The sequence below is a fragment of the Methylosinus sp. Sm6 genome (assembly GCF_019802345.1).
GTDB lineage: Bacteria > Pseudomonadota > Alphaproteobacteria > Rhizobiales > Beijerinckiaceae > Methylosinus.
In genome coordinates this window covers 1-1,316 of the sequence record NZ_JAINDZ010000114.1, presented here as the reverse complement: position 1 = coordinate 1,316, position 1,316 = coordinate 1, and the positions used below count along the sequence as shown (strand labels likewise).

1 protein-coding gene is annotated in these 1,316 nt (G+C 64.7%); it reads right to left on the bottom strand.

What is annotated here, in order from left to right; genetic code table 11:
- Positions 1-18 precede the first annotated feature (18 nt).
- Complete coding sequence (locus tag K3F48_RS23750) at positions 19-1,230, bottom strand: ISAs1 family transposase (RefSeq protein ID WP_222577906.1); 1,212 nt, start codon at positions 1,228-1,230, stop codon at positions 19-21.
- Positions 1,231-1,316 lie beyond the last annotated feature (86 nt).

Here is a 1,316-nt window from a genome sequence, read left to right as displayed (position 1 = left end):
CAGGGCTCTGAATCCGGGTTAACGGTCTGAGGCTTCCAAGGCGATGGCGAGATAATCCTCGCGCCAGCTGGCGATTTTTCTGCGGAGCTTGATGCTGGTGCGTGTGGGCTTTGTGGCCTTGCGCTGCGGTTTCATGGGCTTGTTCTCGGGCTCTGGGGCGGTGCGGATCATATTGATGGCGAAATGCCTGACGACGGCCATGTTCCGCGCGCCATGGCCCTTGCGCAGTCGCGATTGGTCCTCGGCGAAGACGACGTCGAGCACCCAGTGCAGCTGGTTCTCTATGCCCCAATGGCCGCGCACGGCCTCGCCCGCCCGCTTCGCCGGGAGAAGGGCCGAGGAGATGTAATAGCGCGTCTCGAAGCGGCCGCGGTCGGAAAGCTCGGCCTGCGATTTGACGCGAATGATCGTCGCGGCGTTCGGCAGGCGCAGCTCGCCCGGAAAGCGGCGCTCGCCGTTCAGCCAGTCGACCTCGGTGATGACGCTCACGCTGCGCTGCTCGATGCGCCCATGGCCCTTGTCGAAATCGACGCATGTGTCGATCCGCGTCGCGGCGGAAAAAGCGCTCTCGATCTCGGCGCGCAGGGTCGGCTGATTGGCTTTGACCGCCAGCAGATAATCGGCGCCCTTGTCCACGATCGCCTGGGCGATCCTGGCGTTGGTGGCGATGGCGTCGATGGAGACGAGCGCGCCTTTCAGCGCGCCGCCGTCCGAGAGGCGATCGAGCAGGACGGGAATGGCGGACAGCTCGTTGCTCTTGCCCTCGACCGCCTCCTGGCCGAGCACGAGGCGGCTGGTGGTGGCGAAGGCGGAGACGAGATGCAGCGGGGCCTTGTCCTCGGCGCGATCATGACTGCGACGCGAGGTCTTCCCGTCGATGGCGATGAGCTCGGGCCGTTCCGGCCAGGTCTCGCGCACCCAGCCAGTGAAGGCCGCCGAGAACAGCGCCGGATCGACGCGGTTCATGAGCAGGGTGAGCCAGCGTCCGCCCGGCACGCCGTGCTCATAAGGCAAATAGCGGCGCAGGAAGCCGATGTTGACCTTGCCCCAAGATGCAATAGCGTCGAAGTGATCGCAATCGGCCATGGAGGCGCAGACGACGAGCAGCAGCACCTCGCGAAGCGGATGCGCGACGCGCCAGGGCTCGCGCGGGTCGTCAATGATCGAGAAATGGTCGAGAAGCGCTTTCAGACGCGACTTCTCTTTGAAAACTGCGAAGGCGAGGCTCATCACGGCGGCTCCAGAATCACTCCGCCGATAGGGAATCACGCCTGAGCCCATCCGTTAACCGCCGTTAACCCGAATTCGGAGCCCTA